General features: G+C 38.5%; 34 protein-coding genes and 1 other annotated feature. Of the genes, 31 read left to right on the top strand and 3 right to left on the bottom strand.

From position 1 onward, the window contains the following. Window positions 1-4: 4 nt before the first annotated feature. From ACQ4KW_RS14560 to ACQ4KW_RS14490, 15 genes are all read left to right on the top strand, one after another. On the top strand, window positions 5-721 hold the full coding sequence (locus ACQ4KW_RS14560; RefSeq protein WP_430883214.1) for a class I SAM-dependent methyltransferase: 717 nt from the start codon (window positions 5-7) through the stop codon (window positions 719-721). 22 nt (window positions 722-743) lie between these two features. Beyond that, window positions 744-1,388: a CatA-like O-acetyltransferase gene (locus tag ACQ4KW_RS14555; protein WP_430883213.1), complete on the top strand. Its 645-nt coding sequence runs from the start codon at window positions 744-746 to the stop codon at window positions 1,386-1,388. A gap of 50 nt (window positions 1,389-1,438) precedes the next feature. Next, window positions 1,439-1,588 carry a hypothetical protein gene (locus ACQ4KW_RS14550; RefSeq protein WP_430883212.1) on the top strand — a complete coding sequence of 50 codons (150 nt, stop codon included), beginning with the start codon at window positions 1,439-1,441 and terminating at the stop codon, window positions 1,586-1,588. Next, window positions 1,569-1,805 carry a hypothetical protein gene (locus ACQ4KW_RS14545; RefSeq protein ID WP_430883211.1) on the top strand — a complete coding sequence of 79 codons (237 nt, stop codon included), beginning with the start codon at window positions 1,569-1,571 and terminating at the stop codon, window positions 1,803-1,805. The genes ACQ4KW_RS14550 and ACQ4KW_RS14545 overlap by 20 nt, the downstream gene beginning before the upstream one ends. 16 nt (window positions 1,806-1,821) lie before the next feature. Further along, window positions 1,822-2,169 (top strand): hypothetical protein, encoded by a 348-nt coding sequence (locus ACQ4KW_RS14540; protein ID WP_430883210.1) that lies wholly within the window; start codon window positions 1,822-1,824, stop codon window positions 2,167-2,169. A 220-nt stretch (window positions 2,170-2,389) separates the two neighbouring features. Further along, window positions 2,390-2,635 carry a hypothetical protein gene (locus tag ACQ4KW_RS14535; protein WP_430883209.1) on the top strand — a complete coding sequence of 82 codons (246 nt, stop codon included), beginning with the start codon at window positions 2,390-2,392 and terminating at the stop codon, window positions 2,633-2,635. Between the two features lie 76 nt (window positions 2,636-2,711). Continuing rightward, entirely contained in the window at window positions 2,712-3,077 is a 366-nt protein-coding gene (locus ACQ4KW_RS14530) for a helix-turn-helix transcriptional regulator (RefSeq protein WP_430883208.1), read from the top strand. 37 nt (window positions 3,078-3,114) lie between these two features. Beyond that, complete coding sequence (map, locus tag ACQ4KW_RS14525; RefSeq protein WP_430883207.1) at window positions 3,115-3,864, top strand: type I methionyl aminopeptidase; 750 nt, start codon at window positions 3,115-3,117, stop codon at window positions 3,862-3,864. Between the two features lie 194 nt (window positions 3,865-4,058). After that, window positions 4,059-4,634 (top strand): GNAT family N-acetyltransferase, encoded by a 576-nt coding sequence (locus tag ACQ4KW_RS14520; RefSeq protein WP_430883206.1) that lies wholly within the window; start codon window positions 4,059-4,061, stop codon window positions 4,632-4,634. A 24-nt stretch (window positions 4,635-4,658) separates the two neighbouring features. Beyond that, the gene (locus ACQ4KW_RS14515) at window positions 4,659-5,501 is read left to right on the top strand and encodes an MBL fold metallo-hydrolase (RefSeq protein ID WP_430883205.1); all 843 of its coding nucleotides are present in this window, start codon (window positions 4,659-4,661) and stop codon (window positions 5,499-5,501) included. Window positions 5,502-5,800: 299 nt separating this feature from the next. Beyond that, a complete protein-coding gene (locus ACQ4KW_RS14510; protein ID WP_430883204.1) occupies window positions 5,801-6,262 on the top strand; it encodes an AraC family transcriptional regulator in 462 nt (153 codons plus the stop codon). Between the two features lie 127 nt (window positions 6,263-6,389). Next, a complete protein-coding gene (locus tag ACQ4KW_RS14505; protein WP_430883203.1) occupies window positions 6,390-7,373 on the top strand; it encodes a DUF4349 domain-containing protein in 984 nt (327 codons plus the stop codon). Between the two features lie 36 nt (window positions 7,374-7,409). Continuing rightward, on the top strand, window positions 7,410-7,943 hold the full coding sequence (locus ACQ4KW_RS14500) for a GNAT family N-acetyltransferase (RefSeq protein WP_430883202.1): 534 nt from the start codon (window positions 7,410-7,412) through the stop codon (window positions 7,941-7,943). A gap of 86 nt (window positions 7,944-8,029) precedes the next feature. Next, window positions 8,030-8,560 (top strand): GNAT family N-acetyltransferase, encoded by a 531-nt coding sequence (locus ACQ4KW_RS14495; RefSeq protein WP_430883201.1) that lies wholly within the window; start codon window positions 8,030-8,032, stop codon window positions 8,558-8,560. Between the two features lie 86 nt (window positions 8,561-8,646). Beyond that, window positions 8,647-9,744 (top strand): metallophosphoesterase, encoded by a 1,098-nt coding sequence (locus ACQ4KW_RS14490; protein WP_430883200.1) that lies wholly within the window; start codon window positions 8,647-8,649, stop codon window positions 9,742-9,744. A 4-nt stretch (window positions 9,745-9,748) separates the two neighbouring features. On the opposite strand, the gene ACQ4KW_RS14485 is transcribed toward ACQ4KW_RS14490, so the two are convergent. Beyond that, on the bottom strand, window positions 9,749-10,087 hold the full coding sequence (locus tag ACQ4KW_RS14485) for a DUF952 domain-containing protein (protein WP_430883199.1): 339 nt from the start codon (window positions 10,085-10,087) through the stop codon (window positions 9,749-9,751). Between the two features lie 317 nt (window positions 10,088-10,404). On the opposite strand from ACQ4KW_RS14485, the gene ACQ4KW_RS14480 reads away from it, so the two are divergent. From ACQ4KW_RS14480 to ACQ4KW_RS14420, 13 genes are all read left to right on the top strand, one after another. Then, window positions 10,405-10,890 (top strand): GNAT family N-acetyltransferase, encoded by a 486-nt coding sequence (locus ACQ4KW_RS14480; RefSeq protein ID WP_430883198.1) that lies wholly within the window; start codon window positions 10,405-10,407, stop codon window positions 10,888-10,890. Window positions 10,891-10,973: 83 nt separating this feature from the next. Continuing rightward, entirely contained in the window at window positions 10,974-11,504 is a 531-nt protein-coding gene (locus ACQ4KW_RS14475; RefSeq protein WP_430883197.1) for a GNAT family N-acetyltransferase, read from the top strand. After that, window positions 11,497-12,000 carry a hypothetical protein gene (locus ACQ4KW_RS14470; protein ID WP_430883196.1) on the top strand — a complete coding sequence of 168 codons (504 nt, stop codon included), beginning with the start codon at window positions 11,497-11,499 and terminating at the stop codon, window positions 11,998-12,000. Before ACQ4KW_RS14475 ends, ACQ4KW_RS14470 begins: the two co-directional genes overlap by 8 nt. Window positions 12,001-12,023: 23 nt before the next feature. Continuing rightward, the gene (locus ACQ4KW_RS14465) at window positions 12,024-12,563 is read left to right on the top strand and encodes a GNAT family N-acetyltransferase (protein ID WP_430883195.1); all 540 of its coding nucleotides are present in this window, start codon (window positions 12,024-12,026) and stop codon (window positions 12,561-12,563) included. Window positions 12,564-12,717: 154 nt separating this feature from the next. Further along, window positions 12,718-13,176 (top strand): GNAT family N-acetyltransferase, encoded by a 459-nt coding sequence (locus tag ACQ4KW_RS14460; RefSeq protein ID WP_430883194.1) that lies wholly within the window; start codon window positions 12,718-12,720, stop codon window positions 13,174-13,176. Window positions 13,177-13,219: 43 nt separating this feature from the next. Then, complete coding sequence (locus ACQ4KW_RS14455; RefSeq protein WP_430883193.1) at window positions 13,220-13,642, top strand: GNAT family N-acetyltransferase; 423 nt, start codon at window positions 13,220-13,222, stop codon at window positions 13,640-13,642. A gap of 20 nt (window positions 13,643-13,662) precedes the next feature. Continuing rightward, window positions 13,663-14,181, top strand: coding sequence for a GNAT family N-acetyltransferase (locus ACQ4KW_RS14450; RefSeq protein WP_430883192.1), 519 nt, complete (start codon window positions 13,663-13,665; stop codon window positions 14,179-14,181). A gap of 102 nt (window positions 14,182-14,283) precedes the next feature. After that, on the top strand, window positions 14,284-15,153 hold the full coding sequence (locus ACQ4KW_RS14445; protein ID WP_430883191.1) for a radical SAM/SPASM domain-containing protein: 870 nt from the start codon (window positions 14,284-14,286) through the stop codon (window positions 15,151-15,153). Between the two features lie 11 nt (window positions 15,154-15,164). Next, window positions 15,165-15,692, top strand: coding sequence for a GNAT family N-acetyltransferase (locus ACQ4KW_RS14440; protein ID WP_430883190.1), 528 nt, complete (start codon window positions 15,165-15,167; stop codon window positions 15,690-15,692). Between the two features lie 264 nt (window positions 15,693-15,956). Further along, window positions 15,957-16,364: a hypothetical protein gene (locus ACQ4KW_RS14435; RefSeq protein WP_430883189.1), complete on the top strand. Its 408-nt coding sequence runs from the start codon at window positions 15,957-15,959 to the stop codon at window positions 16,362-16,364. Then, window positions 16,361-16,555 (top strand): hypothetical protein, encoded by a 195-nt coding sequence (locus ACQ4KW_RS14430; protein WP_430883188.1) that lies wholly within the window; start codon window positions 16,361-16,363, stop codon window positions 16,553-16,555. Before ACQ4KW_RS14435 ends, ACQ4KW_RS14430 begins: the two co-directional genes overlap by 4 nt. A gap of 137 nt (window positions 16,556-16,692) precedes the next feature. After that, the gene (locus tag ACQ4KW_RS14425) at window positions 16,693-17,502 is read left to right on the top strand and encodes an NUDIX domain-containing protein (RefSeq protein ID WP_430883187.1); all 810 of its coding nucleotides are present in this window, start codon (window positions 16,693-16,695) and stop codon (window positions 17,500-17,502) included. A 335-nt stretch (window positions 17,503-17,837) separates the two neighbouring features. Then, complete coding sequence (locus tag ACQ4KW_RS14420; protein ID WP_430883186.1) at window positions 17,838-18,458, top strand: class I SAM-dependent methyltransferase; 621 nt, start codon at window positions 17,838-17,840, stop codon at window positions 18,456-18,458. Between the two features lie 266 nt (window positions 18,459-18,724). Here the strand turns inward: ACQ4KW_RS14420 and aspS are convergent, their stop codons facing one another. Further along, window positions 18,725-20,014, bottom strand: a complete 1,290-nt coding sequence (aspS, locus tag ACQ4KW_RS14415; RefSeq protein ID WP_430883185.1) for an aspartate--tRNA(Asn) ligase — start codon at window positions 20,012-20,014, stop codon at window positions 18,725-18,727. 162 nt (window positions 20,015-20,176) lie between these two features. Then, window positions 20,177-20,390, bottom strand: a binding site (T-box leader). 166 nt (window positions 20,391-20,556) lie between these two features. Here aspS and ACQ4KW_RS14410 point away from each other — a divergent pair. Next, entirely contained in the window at window positions 20,557-21,042 is a 486-nt protein-coding gene (locus ACQ4KW_RS14410; protein WP_430883184.1) for a dihydrofolate reductase, read from the top strand. A gap of 120 nt (window positions 21,043-21,162) precedes the next feature. Here the strand turns inward: ACQ4KW_RS14410 and ACQ4KW_RS14405 are convergent, their stop codons facing one another. Beyond that, window positions 21,163-21,699 (bottom strand): NUDIX hydrolase, encoded by a 537-nt coding sequence (locus tag ACQ4KW_RS14405; protein ID WP_430883183.1) that lies wholly within the window; start codon window positions 21,697-21,699, stop codon window positions 21,163-21,165. Window positions 21,700-21,902: 203 nt separating this feature from the next. Between ACQ4KW_RS14405 and ACQ4KW_RS14400 the strand changes: the two genes are divergently transcribed. Together ACQ4KW_RS14400 and ACQ4KW_RS14395 are read left to right on the top strand one after the other, a co-directional pair. Further along, the gene (locus ACQ4KW_RS14400; RefSeq protein ID WP_430883182.1) at window positions 21,903-22,460 is read left to right on the top strand and encodes a GNAT family N-acetyltransferase; all 558 of its coding nucleotides are present in this window, start codon (window positions 21,903-21,905) and stop codon (window positions 22,458-22,460) included. A gap of 42 nt (window positions 22,461-22,502) precedes the next feature. Continuing rightward, on the top strand, window positions 22,503-23,003 hold the full coding sequence (locus tag ACQ4KW_RS14395) for a flavodoxin domain-containing protein (protein ID WP_430883181.1): 501 nt from the start codon (window positions 22,503-22,505) through the stop codon (window positions 23,001-23,003). The last annotated feature ends 27 nt before the right edge of the window (window positions 23,004-23,030 follow it).

The raw sequence follows: 23,030 nt of genomic DNA, 5'->3' as shown, positions 1-23,030 counted from the left end.
AAAAATGATGAAAAATATAGACACTGACATTATAGCAAGCAGCGAGGACACTTTTGAAATGCTTGATAAGATGCTTAAGAAATGGGACGAAAAGTGGTGGAATGACTTTTATAAAGACAAAGAGAAGCCGATTCCATTTTTCACACATAAAGCTGATGAAGTTCTGGCCAGTTTGCTTGAGATGAATCCTAGGAAAAAGGGGAAATCATTAGATATTGGGTGCGGAAACGGTAGGAATGCTATATTCATGGCTAAGAATGGGTATGAAAGCAAGGGCATTGATATGGCAGAAGAAGCAATAGAATGGGCCAATAAAAATGCAGAAAAAGAAAAATCGAATGCTCATTTTGCCATGGCTTCTTTTTTTGACTTTGAAAGCCCTGGTCGATCTTTTAATCATATTCACGACAGTGGGTGCTTGCATCACATAAAACCCCATAGGCGGGCGGCTTACTTATCAAAAGTACATGACCTGCTTCAGGATGATGGGTATTTCACCCTGGTATGCTTTAACTTAGAGGGCGGGACAAATATCACTGATTATGAAGTCTATGAAGAGAAGTCCATGCAAGGTGGCTTGGGATTTTCGAAAATAAAATTAGAAAAGGTTCTAAGTCCCTATTTTAAGGTTCTCCAGATGCGTACTATGCGAACGGACCTTGAAGATTACTTTGGAACTCCCCTATGTTGGTCTGTTCTTATGAAAAAGAAAGTGGATTAAGAGAAAGTGAGGTGTGTGAAAGTTGGAGAGAAAAGTAGATATAAATTCATGGCCAAGAAAGGGTCAATATGACTTGTTCAGACAAATGGATTATCCTCATTTCAATGTTTGCGCTCAACTGGACATTACAAAGTTTTATACATTTGTTAAGGCGAAGAATATTTCTTTCTATACCGCTATGATATACATCACAACAAAGATCGCCAACGAAATTAAAGAGTTTCGCTATAGAATTAGGGGTCAAGAGGTCGTGGAACACGAAAGAATCCACCCCTCATTTACAATACTATCAAAGCCAGAAGTTTTTAGCTTTTGCTCTGTGAATTTTAGCCAAAACTATCAGGATTTTAGTCAAAATGCAGAAGAAAAAAGGAAAGACTTGCAAGGGCATGTCAATTTAGATGACGAGCCTGGAAGAGATGACAGTATTTATATAACCAGTCTTCCCTGGGTCTCTTTTACAAGTGTGAGTCATCCGGTACACTTAAAATCAGTGGACTCCATCCCACGAATTGCTTGGGGAAAGTATGAAAAAGAAAGGGAGCGCGTGAAAATTCCTTTCTCAGTTCAAGTCAACCATGCCTTGATGGATGGCTACCATGTTGGAAGATACTTTGAAATGATGCAAGAAGCCCTTGATAGGCCAGAAGAGCATATTGAACTATGATCTTTATTCTATATGCATTTGTACTTGCTTATATTGGATTTTTTATAGGTATGACATTAAAAAGTGAAGTTCATATGTGGATACTCACGGGACTTGGATTATTAAGCCCCATACTTTATACAGCTGAAAAGCATATGAAGTTATTAAATAAGGGTACAAGTTTGCCAAAGGAGTGGTTTGATGAAAAAAATGACTTGTAAACAACTTGGCGGTGCATGTGATTTAGAATTTAAAGCGGAGACTTTCGAGGAAATGGCTGAACTTAGCAAGAATCATGGTATGGAAATGCTTGAAAAAGGGGATAAGGCTCATCTTGAGGCCATGAATGAAATGAAAAAACGAATGAAAAATGAAGGTGCCATGCAGGACTTCATGCGTCAAATGAAGCAAGCATTCGATGCTACACCAGAAGAATGAAATCAAAAGATGCTTTATGAACATAATAAAAAAGTATATGTTAATTACAGTTGGAATAGTCATACAGCTATTTATTGTGCTTCTTATAAAACCAAGAAGTTTGACTGAGTTTCTCATGACTTGTGTGCTTATTTATATAATGTTGGGTTTGTATGAAATGAATGACACCCTTAGACAATGGTCACAGTACAAGGACTTAGGCCACTTGCAATCAAGAAGGGCTTACAATAAAGCCTCCAGCATGGTTGAAGAAGAATACATCTGGAAAGAAGACGAAGGAAATAGAAAACATACTGGCAAGCAGTTTTTCATCCTTGCCCTAATCAATATAAGTCTACTGGTTGGGATTTACTTAATCACTTAAGTGATAATCAACTTCTATTGGTTGTGGGTTAGGAGAATATAATGCACGCATAGGTTGAGTTGCCTCAACCTATGCGTTATTGAAGACAAGTTCAACTTTATCTATGATTAAATAAATTAGAGTGGAAAGTGGAATCCCTAGTAAGTCTTACAGGCACACTTATTAGCTATGGCTATAAACCAATAGGGTAACAAGGGGCCTAACATTAGAGGGAGGTTCTATGGCAAAACTACTCAATATGCTATTAGGGTGGGAAGAAGTCTATATGTCAACGAAAGTTGATCACTATTCAAAAGCAAAATTGACCCTTATCAATAATGGAATTAAAACCAGAACAGAAACAAATGGCACAAGCACCAGTGCCTTTCAAGGCAACTTTGCAAGTCCCTATTCTGGTCACACTATGTATTACTTATTTGTGAAAAGAAAAGATTATGACAAGGCTAAAGGCCTATTAAGTGGTTGAGAGGGTATGGTTGCAAGAAATATCAAGTTTTGACCAGGATTTTGTACTAAAATAAAGATCCGAAGGGGTGTTAAAGATGTCTATTCAAACAATTGAAACCATGGTCACTTGGCTAGAGTCAAATATGACCGAAAACCCTTGCTTAGCAGATATGTCTAAATTTGTTGGTTACTCGCCTTATTACTGTTCATCAAAATTTCATGAAACACTGGGCATACCCTTTAAAACATATTTGAAAAGAAGGAAATTGTGTTTGGCAGCCCAAGACTTGAAACAGACGAAAGAAAGAATTATTGATATTGCTTTCAAGTATGGTTTCACATCCCACGAGGCCTTTACGAGATCATTTGTACATGAGTATGGTTACAGTCCAAGCCAATATAGGAAAGAGGAGCCTATTTTGAATCTTTTCCAACGACCAACCATCAAACAAACCGAGTAGAGGAAGGTATAAACAAGGTGGTCAGGAGAGAAATTTCATGGAAAATTACAGAAAAAGAAAGGCTGTCATTGATGGGGTGCGAGAAAGCGGAAGGCTTAACACAGGCCTTTTAGATCATATAGCGGGTATAATCAAGGAAGGTATGACCACGCTTGAAATTGATGAAATAATATACAAGGAAACAATAAAACTTGGTGGCGTGCCAGCCACACTGAATTATGATGGATATCCAAGAAGTTTGTGTACATCTATCAACAATCAAGTTTGTCATGGTATCCCGTCAAAAGATATTCAGCTAAAGGATGGTGATATCATTAATATCGATGTGTCCACATGTTATAGGGGATACTATTCGGACTCAGCCAGAGTATTCAAAATAGGGCGTGTTAGTCCAGAAAAAAAGATTCTAGTTGATGTATCAAAGGCTTGTCTTGAAGCGGGACTAAGTGCAGTCAAACCCTGGGTCTCCCTAAACGAGATCGGCATAAAAACAGCAAAACTGGCAAGGAAAAATAAAATGACAATTGCCAGGGGGATTGGTGGACATGGCATTGGGCACAAGTTTCATCAGTCGCCTTATGTGAGCTATGATGGACTAGGAATGGACTTGAAAATGGTTCCAGGCATGATATTCACCATAGAACCCGCTGTCAATTTTGGTCGACAAGAAGTCTATGAAGATGCCTCAAACGGCTGGACCATTTATACGGTTGATGGTAAGCCGTCAGCCCAGTGGGAAGTCACTGTACTCGTCACAGAAACAGGCTATGAAGTATTGGCATATTAGCTTTTGTGCTTGTGAAATAAGAAGTAGATGTCCAGAAAAATAGTATTAAAAAACATGTTTCGTTAAAAAAAATTAAACGAGGCATTTTTTTATGTCAAAAATCTGTTAAAATATAGAAAAGGATTAGATGAAAGAGGCGTAAATTGTAGAGTGTTGAAGAATAAGCAGTCTGTGTTAGAAGGTGGAGGACAATTATGAGAGAGATAAAAAAAGACAATTACTTTTGGGAGAATGATCTAGTAGAACTACGACATTTAAGAGAAGAAGACTGGGAGGGATACTACTATAATCGCTTCGACACGACCGGTAGGAAGCGTGTCAACTGTTTGGTTGAACTGCCACCAACAAAGGGAGAAGCTGAATCTTTTGTCGAGAAATTCTCTGCCTCCTCACAAGAGACAGGGCGCATCATGCTCACAGTGGTCAACAAACAAAATGAGAATGTGGGTGCCATCAACCTAAACTCGATTGATGAGCGCAATGGAACCTTTAGTATTGGTTTGCAAATTGATCGGGATCATAGAAGCAAGGGCTATGGCACAGCAGCCATGCAACTTTTAATGGAATATGCATTTTTAGAAAGACGTCTAAACAAATATTATGGTCATGTAATTGATGGCAACAAGCCATCTGCTAGAATGCTTGAAAAACTAGGTTGTGTCAATGAAGGCAGAAGAAGTCAAATGTATTATGTTTCGGGTGAGTACCGAGATATTATCATGTTTGGTTTAACAAAAGATGAATTTATAAAAGCTCAAAAAATAGGATGATAAAAAGGTTCGCGGGAGAAAACTATGAAAATTGAAATCATTGGCAGTGGAGGGTGTGTATCGCTACCCAAACCCTTGTGCGCATGTCCAGTATGTATGGAAGCAAGAGAAAAGGGAAGACCCTATTCAAGGTTTGGATGTTCAATTTTCATACATGATATTGACACTTTAATCGATACACCTGAAGATATTTGTCACGCCATTAATTATAGTGGCATTAAAAATATAAAAAGGGTACTTTACAGCCACGCAGACCCCGACCATGCTCTTGGTTTTCGGGTTTTTGAACAGCTTAGACTCAATTGGTTTGATGTGTCAGAAGGCAAAGAATGTTCTGATCCAATAGAGGTGCTGGCAAGTCCTAGTGTTATGAATGACCTAAATGCCATTCATTCAAAATATGGTCCCTTTCTAGATTACTATGAAAATATAAGAAAGCTCATTGTAAGAAAGCATATTATTGCCCCTTTGAATGTGGAAGGGATAAAAATCACCCATGTACCGAGTGAAACCGCATCTGTTTTCATACTAGAAAAAGAGGGGAAGAAAGTTCTATATGCCCCATGCGATGTTAAGCCTTTTCCGCACAGTGACCTATTTGAAGATGCTGATCTTATGATCATTGGCGACACGATTGTAGGAGAAAAATTAAAAAATAATTATGTACTAGCGGAAGATAGCTTTTTAAGAGCAGAACTCTTTAACATGGTGGAAATACAAGCAATCAAGTCAAAATACAAAATAAAGAAAGTGGTCATAACCCACCTGGAAGAAGACTGGGGCAAAAGCTATGATGACTATAAAGCTCTAGAAAAGGGGTATTCAAGTATTGAGTTTGCATATGATGGTATGATACTAGAGCTATAGTTTATAAACAGTGCCAAAAATTATTGATTGATGTGCTTGTAAAATTACAGATTAAGGCCTTCTTCATACCATATATAAATTTTCGATTCTTAAATATCTATATATTATGGCAAGGGCTCTTGAATGACGCCTTGCAAGTCGCTCAATTTGAATTTTACATATTACATATTTTAAAAAAATCTTTGAATTTCATTTTAAAGCATTGTAGTCTTTTCTTAGGACCGTTCTGTGAATAAATTTCTTCTTAGGTTTCAAGCGCTTAATCTAAGTCAGTTCAGACATGGAAAGAGAGTGATATTATGCAATTTAAAAATGAGATTTTAAGTCAAGAAAGATTTTTATACATGCGTAAGATTGGACCATACGGACCGGAGAATTACAAACTCATGCATGATTTTAAAGCATGGGCAAAAGGGGCAGGATTCCTAAGAGAGCATTCCGTTATACTAGGAATTGCCCAGGATAATCCTAAAACCGCCCCGCCAGAGGCTTGCCGATACGACGTTGGAATACTTGTTGATAATGCTCAAAGGGGTTCTTATAACCATGGTGGTGTGATTGAGGGCCAGAGTCCACATGGAAAATATGCAGTGGTTGAAGTGGATCACACACCTGAAGCTGTGGAAAAAGCATGGAGCCAAGCATTCGCTTGTTTAGACACCGAAAATTATAGTCTGGATTATTCAAGACCAATTCTTGAACGGTATGATTCAGAAAAAATTGACCAGGGCAAATGTGAATTGTGTTTCCCTGTCCTATAAGAAACACTTCTGAATAATCTGTACAGTTAGTTTTAATGACAGTCGAGTGCACCCGTCTATGGCTTTCGGGCGGGTGCATTTTAAAAATTTACTCAAAGAGAAATGGAAGAATTTGAGGAGGAAGAACATGAAGAAATTGGCCTTATTGTTAACACTGTCAATATTTATTCTTAGTATGGGGTGTTCTGCACAAGAACCTGTGACATATGAAGAGAGCGTTTCGATGGAAGCACAATCAGAAATGGACTCTAGTGCAGAAAATGGTATGTCGAGCGAGTCCCCTAAATACGGTGGTATACAAACCAATAGAAAAATAATCCAAAATTCTTTCATTCAAATGGAAACTCTGTCTTTTGATGATATTGTTTATGAAATCAAAGAAAGGACATATGAGTTAGGTGGCTACTTTGAAGTCATGCGCGCGGACGGCAAACGCATGGATAAGAATGATATACAACAAAATAGAGATGCCAATTTTGTGGTTAGGATTCCTAAAGAAAAATATGAAATTTTCATTTCATCCTTTGGAGACCTTGGAAATATTATAAGAAATGAAATGAACAGTGTCGATGTAACCGACCAGTATATAGACACAGAAGCCAGACTAGGAGCTCTTAAGGTTCAGGAGGAAAGACTCCTTAAAATACTGGAAAGCGCTACTAAAATTGAAGACATTATCACCCTCGAAGACAGGCTTTCAGAGATTCGCTATGAAATTGAGGGCTTCCAGGGCACCATTAACAAATGGGACAATTTAGTCCAGTTTACAACTGTGGAACTAAGCATTCGAGAAGTCAATGAAATCACAGAGCCAAAGCCGGACACTCTATTAACCCGTTCTATTGAAAGTTTTTTATCATCTATAGATGGTGTCACAGTTATATTAAAAGCAATGATTGTTTTCTTATTTGGCTTTTTACCGTATCTTGTCATTCTGGTGCCGATGGGACTGCTTATTCGTTACTTTGTTAATAAACACAAAGATAAAATAATGCATCAACCCCAAAAACAAAAGACCTACAAGGTCAAGTCAAAAAAGAATAGACTTCATGATCATGAAAAAGATGAGAACATAGATAAGAACAAAGATAAGAGTAGTTCGTTGGACTAAAGAGATTAGACATAGCAGGAAAAGGATGGATAATTGATGGAATCAATACAGACTGAACGGCTTATATTAAGAGCTTGGACATTAAGTGATGCAGAAGACTTATACGAGTATGGAAAAAGTGAAAAAGTGGGTCCAAATGCAGGATGGCCACCTCATAAGAATATCGAGGAGAGCAAAGACATTATTAAGATGTTCATTGAAGAAGACTGCATTTATGCCATCGAGCTCAAATCTGAAGGCAAGGTTATTGGGGGCATTGGCCTGCATGAAAGATGCCCTGACAAGAATTTGAAGCATTTAAAGCAAAGAGAAGTTGGATTCGTGCTTAATCCTTCCTATTGGGGCAAGGGATATGTGCCAGAAGCTGTGAATCGACTCATTGACTATGGCTTTAATGACCTTGAACTAGACCTTATATGGTGCGGGTATTATGAAGGCAATAATAATTCAAAGCGAGTGAGTGAAAAATGTGGATTCCATTACAAGTTTACAAAAAGAGAGCATGTTAAACTATTGGCAGTAGATAAAGACGTCCATTATTATTGTCTAGAGAATCCAAATAGAAAATAAGTTGAAGCGATAACAAAGATTAGGCAGTAAAAACACGAATACAAGTTGGGGAGACGAAGCCAGTGGGTCAAGTAAATAAAAACTTTATGGAGCGTGTTACGGCGCAAAGGGTTCAAGGAAAACTTAAAATTGAGTTCCTTTATATAGAAGAAAACCTACAAGAAATATTCAGGCTCTGTCAGACTTGTACGGAATATTTTTACTTGGAGACAGGCAAGGCGCCAACATTAGATGACGCAGGCAATATACTGACAGAATTGCCACCAAATAAAATTTTAAGCGATAAGCATGTGCTTGGGCTATACAATGAAAAGACGACGTTAATTGGCCTGATTGATATCGTTGAGGCCTATCCAGATGCCAAAACATGGTTTTTAGGCCTCCTTCTCGTAGATATGAAGTATCGTGAAAAGGGACTTGGGAAAGACTTCTTTCAGGTGGTTTGTAAATGTGCTTATGAATGTGGGGCCCGTTTTATAAAAATTGGTGTTATTGCAGATAATCACGGTGCACAGGTTTTTTGGCCCAAACTAGGCTTTGTCAAAGAGAAGCAAGTTGTAATGGACAGAGAAGATGGTCGGCGAAATGTCATTGATGTTATGATAAAAAGGCTATAAGTGACGGACAAAGTAAGTTTTACAGAGAATAAGTATCACAGAGAATAAGTATCTCAGAAAATAAGTATCACAGAAAGAGACAAAACATGCATAAGAAAATAATTAACATCCAAGCAGGTCAAGACTATAGAATTGTTGTTATTAGCGACGTTCATGCTCATCTAAAACTACTTGCAAAACTGCTAGATAAGGTTAACTTAAAAGAAGATGACATTCTTATTTTACTGGGTGACTTTTTGAATAGGGGCATTGACAGTATTGAAACATTTGAATATGTAAAGGGCTTGAGCAAGCGTGACAACACATATATACTCAAGGGCAATCATGAATCGTTTATGCAGAGGCATTTGTACGAAAATGAGCACACAGAGGCTTTTTTTGCATTTTTGAAGCAGGGGTATTATGAAACACTGATCGGCACATTCGTCAAAGAGGCAGGCAAGTCCCTAGAAGATCTAGAAAATAGCCAGATGATGCTTGATATATTAAAGGACAAAAGAGATGAAGTTCATGCCTTCCTAGAATCCTTACCAATCATCGCCTATGCAGACGACATGCGATTTGTTCATGGAGGATTTGATGAAAGTTTTGACATATCTGAGGATGAAACCCGCTTCTTGAAGTTTGACAACTACAATACCCTGGCAAAAGTGAATGACAGGACAACCATAGTGGGCCATTGGCCGGCAAGTGAACTTAGAAACACCGAACTCACTAATTTACCGCATTTTAATGACCATAAGAATATTATTTTTATAGATGGTGGTCTAGGCGTTAAAGATACAGGTGAGCTCAATGCATTTATCATTGAAAAGGCAAAGGGTAGGAAAAACTATGACCTGGTTCAAGTCAATAACTTTGAAGTGAAGACAGTGGCGGAAGACACTTGTTTTAAAAATGAACCGCCCCTGTATTTGAGCTATCCAGATGACAGCTTTGATGTTTTACACGTTCAAGAAGGATGGGCCAAATGTCAACATGCAAGCAGTCATAGAACATTTCATGTGATGACCGACCTGCTTGTAAAAAACAAGGACATATACGCTATTAAAACCAACTATGTGAATCAGTTTTTAAACGTAAGGGCGGGGACGCAGGTCGAACTGTGTAAATGTTATGGTGACTACGCCATTGTTAAGCACAGTGACAACTTTGCATGGCTTCGTACAGAACAACTCAAGTAATGGTCTATTTCAAAGTGTCAGGGAGTTGAAAATTTCCCTGGCTATCTGTTTGTAAATCGTGGACACCAATAACAGCGTCTAGGTTAAGAGGACCATAAATATGAGGGTACTTGTAGTTTAAATTGTAAAGGTCCTCCCATACAATTTCTGGTCGCACAAGGTTTTCATCCAGTTCCAGCAAGACCATATTTGATTGGCCTGAATAAATGCTATTGGCAACTGTGACAACCTTTTCAAGGTCTGAGCAGTGTATAAAGCCTTCATCTTCAAGAGAAGCTGGGCAAAACTCCAGGCCTTTCTTGACAGATGACCAAAGTTGGTTTGAAATAATGTGATAAATCATAAGGTCTCCTTTACTATATTTAGGTAGTATATTCAGGCGCTTGCAAAATTACAGATTTGTAGCCTTAATTCCCGTCCCTGTGGCATTTACAGAATTTTTGATTCTTAAATCTCTAAACATGGTATAGCAAGGGAGCTTGAATGATATTTTGCAAGTCGCTCTATTGACTTGATTAACATGTTTACCAGTAAAAAGTAAGTCTGATAAAAATTATTATAACACTTTTAAAACAGGCCATGTCCATGTTTCTTAACTAGGTCACATTTCAGAGCGGTTTGAATAAAAATTGTAAAGAACTTAACAAGATAGGTTGAATAATGATGCGTATGAACGAGAATAAAGACTGGAATATTGATAGAGTAGAAATCCGCCGAGTAACAAAGGACAATTATTTCAAGTATGATGATGCGGTATATTGGCGACTCAATAAGCGGGAACGCAGTAATGCAGAGAAAGAAAAACGGTCCCATGCAAGTCGAAAGGAACTGTCCAGTTCAGATTTTTATGTGTTTGCAGCAGAATATGAAGACCGTTTTATTGGATGGATTCATATTTTGGTCACACCTAAAATTGGAAAGTGGAAGAAGGGACACCTATTTGTTGATGAAATGTGGGTCATGCCTGACTTTAGAAGAAAGGGTGTGGCAATGAAACTCTTAACAGCCATAGAAACTGTCAAGCAGGAAAGTCAATTGGATATGGTCAGATTAATCACTGATACGGAAGCGGCAAGAAAATTGTATGAGAAATATGGTTTTGAGACAGTTGGTCAATGTGTTTTCATGGAAAAATCTAACTTGTGATCCCTACAGGAACATTGAATGGACAGTGTTTTAAGTCATATAGTCAGTGGTATGGGTATTTAAGCATATAGGGGGCTTTAAAAGTGAAACTGGAATTAATGTCAAGCAAGAACCTAAAAGAGATATTTGAGTTTGAATGTGACAATAGAGACTTTTTTGAGCGGATTTTACCACCACGTCCACAGGCCTATTTTGAATTTTCATCCTTTGAAAGTCTAATGCAAGATATTTTAAAAGAACAGGTTGCTGGGGAATGTGCCATGTTCATTATTAGAAATGATGAAGAAAAAATGATTGGTCGGATCAACTTCAGCACCATAAAAAAACGAAATGATGATATTGTTGCAGAAATAGGCTACAGGCTGGCTGAGGTTGAACAAGGAAAGGGACACGCAACAAAAGCCCTTGCCCTAGCCATTGAAATGGGATATCAGACCTATGGCATAAATCTTGTAGAAGCCGGCACCTCAACCGAAAATATTGGGTCTCAAAAAGTTCTTGAAAAGAATGGGTTTATCCGAGTCGGCCAAGAGAAAAAGGTTATGCAGGTCAATGGAAAGTGGCTGGATGGTGTGCTCTATGCTAAGAAAATTACGGGCGAGGGACATGCGTAAACAGACGTCCCGAGTCTACTTGTGGCCGGTACTGGACGCATACAGTGTAATACTGCCCTTGGCTGTTTTTCTTATGGTGTCAGGACTCGCGTCCATATCAGAGGACAAGTTTAACTTTGTATGTTTCATAAGATTCTTTCTCTATATGACAGGACTTGGTCTTCTTGTTTTGTGCTCACAGCTTAGTATGGTTATTGGACATGAAAAATTCTATGAAAGATGGGGACTCTTTTATAAAAGAAGTGTAGCTTATGATGAAATTGATGTCCTCATATTAAAGGAATACATAGGATTAGAAGAAAGAATCCTGAGTTTAAAAGTTTATAGGGGCAAACCCTATAGACTATATGATGAAATATCTCAACTTGATATGTACTCAATAGATAAAATCATAAACTTGTTAGCTCAGATAGGTCAGACCAATGGCAGACTTTGGCCACAGATCAATGAAATTCAAGCCGTCCTTATGGATCGAGCACATGATAAAGCGGCTTAGATATATAAAGGAGAATGAAACAAATGACAAAAGCAAAACAAAGCGAGATTAGACTCGTAAAACCAGACCTGACCCATGAAGAAGAAGTTATGGACTATAAGAAAGAGTTCGAAGGCAGACAGGACAACATGGCTGGATCATCTTATTTAGGAGACTATGATGACTATAAAAAGTGGTTGACATTCGTTTACGATAATGAAGATGAAAGAACTGCCCATACAGAAGTCACTGCAAGTGTCTATCTCGCTGTCAATGAAGAGAATAAGGTGGTAGGAATGTTTAATATAAGACATGATCTTAATGACTATTTATACCACTATGGTGGCCATATAGGATATAGTGTTCGTCTGGGTGAGAGGCGAAAGGGCTATGCAAAAGAGATGATGCGACAGGGGCTTGAGAAATGTAAGTTGCTTGGCCTTGAAAAGGTTTTACTGGTGTGTGATGCGGTCAATACAGGGTCTGTTCGCACAATAAAGGCATTTGGTGGCCAGTTAGAAAATGAAGTCATGCATGAAGGAGAGCTTATTCAGAGATACTGGATCAATATTTCGAATGAATGATTTTCTTTTATTGACATTATTCACCAAACTGCTATTATATTAATAAGCATTAAAAAAAATTTAACGTTGACTGTGATCCAATCTAATGGGCTCAATTGATAGGGCTACTTTCTTTTAAGGGATCATTGTGGAAGAAATAATTGTGGGGGAAATTATGACTATTTATTCTGTACGGGAAAACCCTGAAATGCTCAATGAAATTGTGGCTTATTTTCAAGACAAATGGGCAGGCGAAACAACTATGAAATTATATGAAGACTGTATTAAGCACAGTATTGATGCAGATATGCCTTTGCCCCAGTGGTATATTATGAAAGACCAAGAAAGAGTACTGGGGTGTGTTGGCCTCATTACAAATGATTTTATCAGTAGAATGGACCTTTACCCTTGGCTTTGTGCCTTATACGTTGAAGAAGACCATCGAGGCAATGGGCTGGGTTTTAAGCTCATAGAAAAAGTGAAAGATGACGTTAAGAAGATGGGCTTTGAAAACATCTACCTTTGTACGGACCATATTGGCTATTATGAAAAGGCCGATTTTGAATATATTGCCGATGGATACCATCCGTGGGGAGAGAGGTCAAGAATCTACAAGTTCCATGTGGGCCAGTAGTTTACTAAATGCAAACTGCTTTTGAGAAATAGGAGGATGATATATGGTTGATTACATATGCACATGTGAGAATCTGGATGCGTATAAATTGCCCCATTTTTTTAAGGGCTGGCCCAACCCGCCATCAGAAGAGATGCATAAGAAACTGTTAAATAAAAGCACTTATATATGGCTGGCAGTCGACCCAGATGTTAAAAGGGTTGTAGGCTTTATTAATGCCCTGTCAGATGAGACTTTAACGGCTTATATTCCCCTGCTTGAAGTGGCAGAAGACTATCAGGGACAAGGCATTGGAAAATGCCTGGTTGAGAAAATGTTTGAAACGCTTGGTGGTCATTACATGATTGATATTGTTTGCGATGATGCACTGGTGTCCTTTTATGAGAAACTTGATATGAATAGAACCTGTGGTATGGTGGTCCGCCACTATGAAAATCAATCAGGTATAGCTGGGGATGATTTTTAATAAGCACATGGGAGGTTCCTTTGAACTACAAAACAGAAAGGCTCAGGTTAAGACCCTTTACCAAAGAAGATATAGATATAGTTTATGAGATCAATAATCACCCTGAGTGTATTGCATTCAATGGGTGGGAAAGCATGTCTATTGAAAGGTGTAAGGCGGTATTAAACCGGTGGATCTCCGACTATAAAGAACATCCAGATTGGGGTGTCTTTTGCCTTATGTCGCCAGTAGATTCTGCAAAAATTGGTATGGCCTTTGTGTACTGTCACGAAGGAGATGACAGGTATGAAATAGGTTTTCGCCTAAAACGGGACCAGTGGAATAAGGGGTATGGGAGCGAACTCGCTAGGGGCCTTATTAAATACTGCAAACAAACATTAAAAGCCAAAGGGGTCTATGCTGAAGTGGATACTGACAATATAAGGTCTTGTCGAATTTTTGATAAGCTGGATTTTGAGAAAGTCTCGCACCCAGGTGGTGGAAAGGGTTACCTCTATTCCATAGAGTTTGATCCCACAGAATTTAACCCTTGTGGTTGAGACATGACTTGCAATGAACGCGTTGCCTCATATAAAATGGTAGGGTGCAAGAAAAATGCATCCCATTAATATATGTAGAAAAGCCAAAAACGAGGTAATGACTTGAAAAAATTCAAACGAATATTCATAGAAATATCCAATATATGCAATTTAGCGTGTAGCTTTTGTCCCCCATCAAAAAGATCCAAAAAAATGATGACATTGACCGAATTTGAACATGTCTTAAAAAGCATTGAGGGGCATGGAGATCATATATACCTTCATGTAAAAGGGGAGCCCCTTTTTCACAAAGACTTTGAGGGGATTTTAAGTCTTTGTACAAAGTATGGCAAGAAGACCAATATCACTACAAATGGTAGTCTTTTAGACCAGCATGGGGATGCGATTTTAAACACCCCTGCTGTCCGTCTTGTGAATATATCTCTCCAAAGTTTTGAAGGGGTTGAAGATCAAGAGGCTTACAGGGTCTACCTTGAAAAGGTTCTAAATTTCGTAAAAAAAGGTCAAAGACAAACAGATAAGATATTCGAGTTAAGGCTCTGGAACTTTGACGAAAAAGCCTCACCAGAAAATGATTTAAAGCATGCCTTTATAAAATCCATTGAGGATTTTCTTGAAGAAAAGGTGGCAGTGACCACTCAGAACACAAAAGGACTAAGCGGACGCCACCGTGTCTTTATTAGCAAGGGAAAGGAATTCGAGTGGCCAAGCCTGGATAATGATTTCGTAGGTACAAGGGGAACGTGTTTTGGTATGCGTCATCAAGTTGCGGTCTTATCCGATGGAAGTGTGGTCCCGTGTTGCTTAGATGCTGAGGGCCTTGTGGCACTTGGCAACATTTTTAATGAATCATTTAAAAACATCATTGAATCTCCTAGAGCCCAGGCCATTAAAACAGGTTTTCAAAACCGGAAAGTCGTCGAAGACCTTTGCCAAAGATGTAGCTACCGGGAGGTTTATGTAACCAAGTAGGGAGGGTTTTTATGTTGACTACGAGTGAAGCAGATTACATCATTAGACCCACTGAACCAAATGAAGCGGGCCAGGTTATTGATTATATGAAGACCATACTTTCAGAGACATCTATCCTGTCCATGGATCCTGAAGAGTTTACATTTACAGTGGACGAAGAAATAGCGGTTATTAAAAAATATGGTCAGTCCGTGAACATGCTTATGCTTTCAGCCATATATAAGGGTGAAATTATTGGCATGCTCACCTACGGTGGTGGCAGTCGGCGGCGGAATAAACACACTGGTGTTGTTGGTTTATCTGTCAAGAAAGAGCACTGGGGACAAGGTATAGGTGGACAGCTTTTAACGGACCTCTTTGACTGGGCCAAGAATAACGGCGTGACAAAGAAAATAAATTTAGGTGTTCGCGAGGACAACCACAGGGCTATTGAACTCTACAATAGACTTGGATTTAAGGTCTATGGCAAGGAATCTATGGCTCAAAAGACAGACGGCAGGTACTATTCTAATTTGTTGATGGAAAAACTGATAGATTAAAATGGAAATCAGAAATTATGACATAAAGCAAAAAAAGAACAGTATTAGGCAAGGTTGTTGATATGTAGCAACTTTACTTTACTATGATAGACACCAAAAACGAAAGCACAAAATGAATACACCAGTAAAAACAGACACGCTCTTATGATTATATAGAGGGTGTTTTTGTGAATTTAGAATTTTCAGACCCGCGAATAGACAAAAAATGTTAAAATAGATATGGAACTGGTTTTACAAATATATCAAGTTAAAAAGGAGTTTTTTATGGCCTACATGCATGAAAAAATGCCATTTACAGCCTACTGGTATTATGATGATGTTTTCGAAGAAAAATGCGGTCATTGCAGCGTTGTGAGTCAGCATTATCTCCTGCGCCATAGGGTCTACCTAGGCACAGCTTTTCCTATAATCCCCACTGGAACTATTTATTATACAGTTTGTCTGAACTGCATGGAAATAATATCTATAGAGTCTGAAGGCCAAGTGGCAAAAATACTGACTAAAACGAAAGGTCGAAAGCCTTATAAATACAACAAGTTCTCAGAAATGGAACTGGAAGGCTACGACCAGGTAGAGACAACAACAGAATGGACCAAAGAGAATTTAAAGGCCAGAATCCGAGTGCATTTAAATGATATTGCTAAGAAGAAATTTGGAGGCGACAACCAATGAGAAAAGGATTAATTCAGTTTGATTTTACAATGATTTTTCAGCTCATGAACACTTTGCTGTTACTAGCCCTTGTATATGCAATTATCCGTTATATTGTGAAGACTGGAAAAGAAAAAAAGGCGACTATACAAAAACTGGAGACCATAGAGAAAAAGATTGAAGCGCTTGAAAAGTGTAAAGAAGGAAACTAGAAAAGAAGGAAACTAGATTGGAATTGTTATGACGCTAAAATGTTATGACACTAAATTAGTGAAATAAATTCAAAAAGCGAAATGAGTGAATATGTTTTTGAAGCAAGACGTATTTAGAGCTTCAGAAAGGAGACTCTATGACAACATATTTTGGAGAAAGAGAGAATGACACAGACTATATTCTACGCGAAGGTGTCTATGCCATTATTCAAAATGAAAAAAACGAAATCGCCTTGGTGAAGACGCCAAGGGGGTATTTTTTACCAGGTGGTGGTGTCAAAGCCAAGGAAAGTCATGATCAGGCCCTAAAAAGAGAAATTAGTGAGGAACTTGGATATTCGATTGAGTCTTCATGTCCTATTTCAAAATATGGTCAGTTTATACTTGGAAAGTCACAAGACAAACACTATGAACTCGTTGGAACTTTTTACTGTACCAAGCTGGGACAAAACTTACATAGCAAGGTTGAAGAGGACCATGAAATGATTTGGTTTGATATTGACGAAGCGGTAAACAGACTGCAGCTGCCTTACCAGAAACATGCTCTTAAGGTCTTTAAAACAGAAGAACACTGCCGTATGAATACACCCTGTCAGTATAAAGAATATGAAGTGGTTGAGCCAAGAAAGTCTGAATACCCTAACCCAATCACAGTCAAAAAAGACGAGCGTGTAGAATGCGTAGAAATGTCCAACCCAGAAGGGGAGTGGGCAGGCTGGGTTTTCTGTAAGAGTCAAAACAATGAAGGCTGGATACCACAACAAATTATATCCATAGATGGAATAAAGGGTGTCTTGACACAGGACTACACGGCCAAAGAGTTTGATTTAAACTTGGGCGAAGTCCTTTTAGAAAAACAAGAACTGAACGGCTGGATATGGTGTGTGAAAAAGGGTGCAGATTCAGAGTGTGCATGGGCCCCGCTTAATCATCTAAAAGAAATATAGGTGACCGATACTAGGATGCTGGAACCAAGCTGTAAAACTGTGAAGAAGTCATAAATAGCTTGTAAAAAGCTAGTTTTGTAAAAAAGCTAGTAAAGAATCTAGTAAAAAACTAATAATGAATCTAGTCAGGCGCTTGCAAAATTACAGATATATACCCTTGCTTAACCATCTATAGAATTTTTGATTCTTAAATATCTATAGATGGTTAAGCAAGGGTGCTTGAATGATATTTTGCAAGTCGCTCAAGTAGAAAAAATAATACAAGTAGAAAAAATAATAATAGAAACACTCTAAAAGTATGATGATTTAAAAAAATTGAAAGACGAGGTGAAGACATGACAAACAAGCAAAAGGTTTTTAGGCACATCCCCCTCTACCGTTTTCTATTATACTGTGAAGAACACATAAATGCAGATCAAAAAAAGGTTCTTGATTGCGGTGCGGGTGGAAATATGCCTCCGCTTAGTTTATTCAAGAGTTACGGATATGAAACACAAGGGATTGACCTTAGTCAAAGTCAAGTTGAAAAGGCCAATGACTATGGAAAGTTTATGGGTCAAACACTAAATATTCAAGAGGGTGACATGACCAAATTGCCATTTGAAGACCAGACATTCGATTGTGTTTATTCTTATAACTCAATTTTTCACATGAAAAAAGATCAAATCATTCAGTCGGTTTCTGAAATGAAAAGGGTCTTAAAAAAGGACGGTCTGATGTTTGTCAACTTTCTTTCTATTGATGACTTTCGGTGCGGTGAGGGACCGCACTTAGGCAACAACCAGTATGAACAAATGGATGACGAGCCTGTCATACACTCTTATTTTGAGCTGGATGAGGCAGAAACTTATTTTGAAAATATGAGCATACTTGCCAAAGAAAGACGCGTTCTGGAAAGAGTTCATGAAGGGGAAAAAATTAAACAAGGCTTTATCGACTACATCTTAAAAAAATAAAACATAAAAAGTAAAACATAAAAAGCAAAACATAAAAAATAAAATAAAAAGAATAAAATAAAAGAAAACTGTAGTAAAGTGAGAAGAGGATTAACGATAGGGGATAGACAGCGTCCCCTTGTCATGAAGAAGGCTCACAGAACTCAATGAAATTAGTTTATAAAATGACAATAGCAGAAAAGTATAATCGGGTAAAATCCCCTTAATGAGGTATGAAAAAATACCAACTAAGGGGATTTTACCCGTCTTTTGTTTTAAAGCTTGTATTAAGGTGTCAAGCGGTTGCAGTCCCTTGGGAATAGCGATGCCCGTCTGACGTTTTTCAGCCCCAACAACTGTGCTGTCAAGCGTTCAAGGCCAATTGCCAGGCCGCCATGTGGTGGGGCACCGTACTTGAAAGTTTCAAGATAGGCCTTATAATTTTCTGGCGCAAGGCCCTTATTGATCATGCTATCAACCAAGTGTTTGTATGTGTGGATACGCAGTCCACCTGTTGTGATTTCTAACCCCTTGAAGAGAAGGTCAAAACTATGGGTTTCTGTTTCTCCGGCGGGCAGGGTGTACATAGGGCGCTTAGACCTTGGATAATGCGTTAAAAAGACAAAGTCTGAACCGGTCGTATTAAAAATGTGCTCTGCAATCATTTTTTCGCCTTCCGGGTCAAGGTCCCCCTCTAGTTCTGTCTTTCCGTACTCTGATTTCAGTATTTCAATGGCTTCACTGAGCTTGAGGGTTGGAATTTGACTTGGAACCTGGGGCAGTGTGACCGAGAGCAGTTCAAGTTCATGTAAACACTGGGCTTGTAAATGATCCATAATGTGTTTGAGCAGCTGGGTTTCTAAATCCATAAGTTCAGATTCGCACTCAATAAATCCCATTTCAAGATCCAGACTGATATATTCATTCAAATGCCTTGACGTGCTATGGCTTTCTGCACGGAATACAGAACCGATTTCAAAAACCCTTTCAAGGCCACTAGCAACCATCATTTGCTTATAAAATTGTGGACTTTGGGCCAGATAGGCGGTTTCGCCAAAATAGTCCAAAGAGAAAACATTAGATCCCCCTTCAGCCCCTTCCTTTACTAGCTTAGGGGTATGAATTTGTATAAAATCAGCTTCTCGCAAGAAACTTTCAAAGGCCTGGCCAATAGCTGCCTGTATTTTAAAAATCGCAGATTCATGACTGTGACGTAGGGACAAGACCCTGTGATTCAAAATGCTTTCAAGGCCACTGTCAACCTTATCTCCGTTTATTTGAAGGGGAAGGTCTTCCTCGACCTCACTTAAAAGATTAAGAGACTCAACATGTATTTCAAATGGACCGTACTTATTTGGACTGCTTGCGACTTTCCCAGTCACTTCTATAACAGCCTCTAATTTTAGGGATGTTTTCTTGAACGATTCAGGACTCATAATGAGCTGGACAAGACCGCTTCTGTCACGCAGTATGACAAATACGACAGATTTTAATTTTCTTATTCTATGAACCCATCCGCTCACTTTAACCACTTGATTCTCTTTTGTTTGTAAGGCTTTAATCATTGTTCTTTTCATTGTGCACCTCCATAAAAACTTGTCTGGTTTCAAGGGGCGTATTATACGCGGTGCCACCCTTTTTCAACTGTCTTCAAAAGTCAGGTTAGGTCCATTAATTACTTCATCCAGTATCCTGCAAAGTCTTTGCAAGCTCGAAAAATAAAAAAACACCCACTCCCATGCAGGAGCGAATGTCTATCCGCGGTACCATCCTAATTGACTTTGAAACAAGTCCTCTTTGGTCCAGATAACGGTGGTTAGCCGGTTTGCACTACTAGACATTCACGCAAACACCTCCTGGATGTCATTCCCAAATATTGTCCACATGGGCTTTCACCAAATCCCACTCGCTAAGGTTTCTCATAAAAGGTACTGTTCCAATCATCGGTTTTAGTTAGTGTAAAGTAAAACTATGGTAATGTCAATATATGAAAGAGAAGAAATATTAAAAATATTCGTCAATTTTAAAGAATGACCCTACAAGCGAGAAAAAATCATGGTAAAATATTACATGAAACCATGACTAGAAGCGTCTGACATGAATTAAAGGGGGAAACAATATGGTTATATCTCAAATTGTTGCCATAGCTAAAAACCACGTTATTGGTAAAGAAAATGATATACCTTGGAGAATACCAGGAGAGCAAAAACGTTTTCGAGATTTGACGATGAACAAAACTGTTATTATGGGGAGGAAAACCTATGAGTCCTTAGGTGGACACTTAAAAGGGCGGGAAATCATCATTATTTCGAAATCATTGACGGAGAATTCAGATGATTATATTGTTTTCAATTCAGTGGATGATGCCCTGGAACACTGTCAAGGACAGGATGAAGTCTTTATTGCGGGTGGCGGACAGCTCTACCACAATACCATTGATAAATGCAAAAGACTTTATGTAACGGAACTAGACCATGCTATAGAGGGGGATATATACTATCCGAACTTCAATAGACAAGCTTATGAAGTGACTTATAAAAAAAGAGTGGATGATGCCAGTATTCCCTATACTTATTATACATATGAAAAACAAGCTAAATTTTGAACAATATAGTGCTTGATCAACCATCAGCCCAGGAATTGATGTATAACAGTAAAAAACTATGATAGAAGACATGATTTGCATTTAGCCAATCAAGGTCTTCATCATAGTCCGTGGTAGAGTTTATTCATCAGTTGCATCTAGGAGTTCATCTACAATTAACTTGAGGACTCTCGTTTCACGATCAATGGACAGTCCCATAGAGTCTTCTTTATCATCCATAACCTTTTGATTATGGGCGATGGCTTCATAGATGTTGACCCAAACAGGTTCAGAACCGTTTTTGATCTCATAGTCTTCGGGGTGGGCTTTACCGAGTTTCCTGTCAGCGCTGCAAACATAAAAATAAGAGAGCATGTGGACAACATCGGATCCTTCATAATAGGAAGGTCTGTACTCTTCATAAGCACCAAAAGCCTCTTTGACTACAATGTTTTGGGCACCAGTTTCTTCAGAAAGCTCTCGAAGCAATCCGTGCATTAGGTCTTCACCTGAATCGACACCGCCACCAGGGAAACTATAGTCGTTGTAACGTTTTGTGTAAATGAGCAGAATATCTTCTCCATCAAGTATTATGCCTCGTGCAGCTGCCCGTTCATAAATAACAGGTTCTTGTATTTTTGCAACAGCTTCATTGGTGTGTTTATGAATCAATCTCATTTATAAGAACTCCAGTCAATCTTGGTGATATACAAAAAAACTACAAATACTTTATATCGTATGAGTCATTTAGAGCATGTGGCAATCCAAATAGAAATTTTGAAAGCACCTAAGAAAATGTATTATTTTAAACAACCATAACATTATAGCAGATTTATGGGCATATAAAAGAGAAATGAGAGAAAAATTTCGGGGAGGGTATTATGGAAAAGAACAAGTCGGTTATCATAAGAAGGCCGCGACATGAAGATGCACAAGCCTTGAAAAAATTATTTGAAGATACCATTGAGTTTGTTTTTGAACTCAATGACATTGACCTTCCAGATCTAAAAGCTGAAGAAATTAGTGGAAAACAAGCATTTCTTATGGAAGATTTGGAGTCAAACGGAGAGAAAAGATACTTTCTCATAGCACTTGTAGAAAACAGAATTGCTGGAATCATAGGCATTGGTCCAAGCAATGAGCTTATTGAAGAAAGCACAAATGGTGCTTTGAATGATGTATTAGAAATTGGACCTGTTTATGTGCATCCCGATTTTCAAAAGCAAGGCATAGGATCAAAACTAATGAATGCCATGTATCTGACCCTGCTGGCTCGAGGTCAGGAGTCATTTTGCCTAGACAGTGGTTACAAAAGTGCTCAGGTCATCTGGACAAAAAAGTTGGGACAAGCATCTTATATAGATATTGACAAATGGGCTGTTGGAAACCACCATATGGTTTGGCACAAGTCCCTAGATGAAATGAATATCACGCTATAAATAATAATAGGGTCCAGACAAAATATAATAGGAGGGAATGAAATGACACGTGTTTTGATAGCCTATGCGAGTAAGCAAGGTTCGACAAAAGAAGTTGCGGAATTTATGACTGAGACACTTAAGAAAGAGGACTTTGATGTAGATGTAAAAAATGTGGATGCCATTGCAAATGTTAATGACTATGACTGTGTTGTTATAGGGGCACCCATAAACGGAATGAAGTGGGTTGATGATGCTGTTAACTTTATAGGCATACACCAAATGGATCTTCAGGATAAGAAAACAGCTTATTTCTCCCTATCCTATACAGCTGTTTTGGGTCGTAAAATGTGGAGAAAGCAAATCAATAAGGCTTTTGATGCGGTAAGTAAACAAGTGCCTCCTGTTAAAACGGGTGTTTTTGGAGGTAAAGTTGATGGAGAACTTCCAGGGGTTCTGAGATTTGTGTTCGGTGTTCCTAAGGGAACGCCTAGTGACCAAAGAGACTGGGTGCAAATAGAGAACTGGACGAAAGAGCTTGCCGGTAAGTTTAAGGAAGGGTAGAAAGCTGATTAGAAGACAAAAAATAGA

The organism is Tianxiuia mixotrophica, from assembly GCF_050596425.1.
Taxonomy (GTDB): Bacteria; Bacillota; Clostridia; order Peptostreptococcales; family Acidaminobacteraceae.
The sequence above is the reverse complement of the archived record's forward strand: the minus strand, read 5'-3'. Positions and strand labels throughout refer to the sequence as shown.

Excerpts from the sequence above, each read along its gene's own strand:
- ACQ4KW_RS14560 (WP_430883214.1), top strand. The coding sequence starts at position 5 with ATGATGAAAAATATAGACACTGACATTATAGCAAGCAGCGAGGACACT.
- ACQ4KW_RS14550 (WP_430883212.1), top strand. The coding sequence starts at position 1,439 with ATGACATTAAAAAGTGAAGTTCATATGTGGATACTCACGGGACTTGGA.
- ACQ4KW_RS14545 (WP_430883211.1), top strand. The coding sequence starts at position 1,569 with ATGAAAAAAATGACTTGTAAACAACTTGGCGGTGCATGTGATTTAGAA.
- ACQ4KW_RS14540 (WP_430883210.1), top strand. The coding sequence starts at position 1,822 with ATGAACATAATAAAAAAGTATATGTTAATTACAGTTGGAATAGTCATA.
- ACQ4KW_RS14535 (WP_430883209.1), top strand. The coding sequence starts at position 2,390 with ATGGCAAAACTACTCAATATGCTATTAGGGTGGGAAGAAGTCTATATG.
- ACQ4KW_RS14530 (WP_430883208.1), top strand. The coding sequence starts at position 2,712 with ATGTCTATTCAAACAATTGAAACCATGGTCACTTGGCTAGAGTCAAAT.
- map (WP_430883207.1), top strand. The coding sequence starts at position 3,115 with ATGGAAAATTACAGAAAAAGAAAGGCTGTCATTGATGGGGTGCGAGAA.
- ACQ4KW_RS14520 (WP_430883206.1), top strand. The coding sequence starts at position 4,059 with ATGAGAGAGATAAAAAAAGACAATTACTTTTGGGAGAATGATCTAGTA.
- ACQ4KW_RS14515 (WP_430883205.1), top strand. The coding sequence starts at position 4,659 with ATGAAAATTGAAATCATTGGCAGTGGAGGGTGTGTATCGCTACCCAAA.
- ACQ4KW_RS14510 (WP_430883204.1), top strand. The coding sequence starts at position 5,801 with ATGCAATTTAAAAATGAGATTTTAAGTCAAGAAAGATTTTTATACATG.
- ACQ4KW_RS14505 (WP_430883203.1), top strand. The coding sequence starts at position 6,390 with ATGAAGAAATTGGCCTTATTGTTAACACTGTCAATATTTATTCTTAGT.
- ACQ4KW_RS14500 (WP_430883202.1), top strand. The coding sequence starts at position 7,410 with ATGGAATCAATACAGACTGAACGGCTTATATTAAGAGCTTGGACATTA.
- ACQ4KW_RS14495 (WP_430883201.1), top strand. The coding sequence starts at position 8,030 with ATGGAGCGTGTTACGGCGCAAAGGGTTCAAGGAAAACTTAAAATTGAG.
- ACQ4KW_RS14490 (WP_430883200.1), top strand. The coding sequence starts at position 8,647 with ATGCATAAGAAAATAATTAACATCCAAGCAGGTCAAGACTATAGAATT.
- ACQ4KW_RS14485 (WP_430883199.1), bottom strand. The coding sequence starts at position 10,087 with ATGATTTATCACATTATTTCAAACCAACTTTGGTCATCTGTCAAGAAA.
- ACQ4KW_RS14480 (WP_430883198.1), top strand. The coding sequence starts at position 10,405 with ATGATGCGTATGAACGAGAATAAAGACTGGAATATTGATAGAGTAGAA.
- ACQ4KW_RS14470 (WP_430883196.1), top strand. The coding sequence starts at position 11,497 with ATGCGTAAACAGACGTCCCGAGTCTACTTGTGGCCGGTACTGGACGCA.
- ACQ4KW_RS14465 (WP_430883195.1), top strand. The coding sequence starts at position 12,024 with ATGACAAAAGCAAAACAAAGCGAGATTAGACTCGTAAAACCAGACCTG.
- ACQ4KW_RS14460 (WP_430883194.1), top strand. The coding sequence starts at position 12,718 with ATGACTATTTATTCTGTACGGGAAAACCCTGAAATGCTCAATGAAATT.
- ACQ4KW_RS14455 (WP_430883193.1), top strand. The coding sequence starts at position 13,220 with ATGGTTGATTACATATGCACATGTGAGAATCTGGATGCGTATAAATTG.
- ACQ4KW_RS14440 (WP_430883190.1), top strand. The coding sequence starts at position 15,165 with ATGTTGACTACGAGTGAAGCAGATTACATCATTAGACCCACTGAACCA.
- ACQ4KW_RS14435 (WP_430883189.1), top strand. The coding sequence starts at position 15,957 with ATGGCCTACATGCATGAAAAAATGCCATTTACAGCCTACTGGTATTAT.
- ACQ4KW_RS14430 (WP_430883188.1), top strand. The coding sequence starts at position 16,361 with ATGAGAAAAGGATTAATTCAGTTTGATTTTACAATGATTTTTCAGCTC.
- ACQ4KW_RS14425 (WP_430883187.1), top strand. The coding sequence starts at position 16,693 with ATGACAACATATTTTGGAGAAAGAGAGAATGACACAGACTATATTCTA.
- ACQ4KW_RS14420 (WP_430883186.1), top strand. The coding sequence starts at position 17,838 with ATGACAAACAAGCAAAAGGTTTTTAGGCACATCCCCCTCTACCGTTTT.
- aspS (WP_430883185.1), bottom strand. The coding sequence starts at position 20,014 with ATGAAAAGAACAATGATTAAAGCCTTACAAACAAAAGAGAATCAAGTG.
- ACQ4KW_RS14410 (WP_430883184.1), top strand. The coding sequence starts at position 20,557 with ATGGTTATATCTCAAATTGTTGCCATAGCTAAAAACCACGTTATTGGT.
- ACQ4KW_RS14405 (WP_430883183.1), bottom strand. The coding sequence starts at position 21,699 with ATGAGATTGATTCATAAACACACCAATGAAGCTGTTGCAAAAATACAA.
- ACQ4KW_RS14400 (WP_430883182.1), top strand. The coding sequence starts at position 21,903 with ATGGAAAAGAACAAGTCGGTTATCATAAGAAGGCCGCGACATGAAGAT.
- ACQ4KW_RS14395 (WP_430883181.1), top strand. The coding sequence starts at position 22,503 with ATGACACGTGTTTTGATAGCCTATGCGAGTAAGCAAGGTTCGACAAAA.